This is a genomic window from Klebsiella sp. CN_Kp066 (genome assembly GCF_040065135.1).
Lineage (GTDB): Bacteria > Pseudomonadota > Gammaproteobacteria > Enterobacterales > Enterobacteriaceae > Klebsiella > Klebsiella oxytoca.
Genome location: NZ_JBEAIU010000014.1, coordinates 1 through 957 on the forward strand (window position 1 = coordinate 1; position 957 = coordinate 957).

General features: G+C 53.2%; 1 rRNA gene. It reads right to left on the reverse strand.

Annotated features, from left to right (window positions below):
* A 23S ribosomal RNA gene (locus ABLV75_RS02840) occupies positions 1 to 957 on the reverse strand; the annotation flags it as partial.

The window sequence follows — 957 nt, forward strand, 5'->3', positions numbered from 1 at the left end:
TAACGTTCCGGATTTACCTGGAACATCCGCCTACATGCTTAAACCGGGACAACCGTCGCCCGGCCAACATAGCCTTCTCCGTCCCCCCTTCGCAGTAACACCAAGTACAGGAATATTAACCTGTTTCCCATCGACTACGCCTTTCGGCCTCGCCTTAGGGGTCGACTCACCCTGCCCCGATTAACGTTGGACAGGAACCCTTGGTCTTCCGGCGTGCGGGTTTTTCACCCGCATTATCGTTACTTATGTCAGCATTCGCACTTCTGATACCTCCAGCAACCCTCACAGGCCACCTTCAACGGCTTACAGAACGCTCCCCTACCCAACAACACATAGTGTCGCTGCCGCAGCTTCGGTGCATGGTTTAGCCCCGTTACATCTTCCGCGCAGGCCGACTCGACCAGTGAGCTATTACGCTTTCTTTAAATGATGGCTGCTTCTAAGCCAACATCCTGGCTGTCTGGGCCTTCCCACATCGTTTCCCACTTAACCATGACTTTGGGACCTTAGCTGGCGGTCTGGGTTGTTTCCCTCTTCACGACGGACGTTAGCACCCGCCGTGTGTCTCCCGTGATAACATTCTTCGGTATTCGTAGTTTGCATCGGGTTGGTAAGTCGGGATGACCCCCTAGCCGAAACAGTGCTCTACCCCCGAAGATGAGTTCACGAGGCGCTACCTAAATAGCTTTCGGGGAGAACCAGCTATCTCCCGGTTTGATTGGCCTTTCACCCCCAGCCACAAGTCATCCGCTAATTTTTCAACATTAGTCGGTTCGGTCCTCCAGTTAGTGTTACCCAACCTTCAACCTGCCCATGGCTAGATCACCGGGTTTCGGGTCTATACCCTGCAACTTAACGCCCAGTTAAGACTCGGTTTCCCTGCGGCTCCCCTATACGGTTAACCTTGCTACAGAATATAAGTCGCTGACCCATTATACAAAAGGTACGCAGTCACCC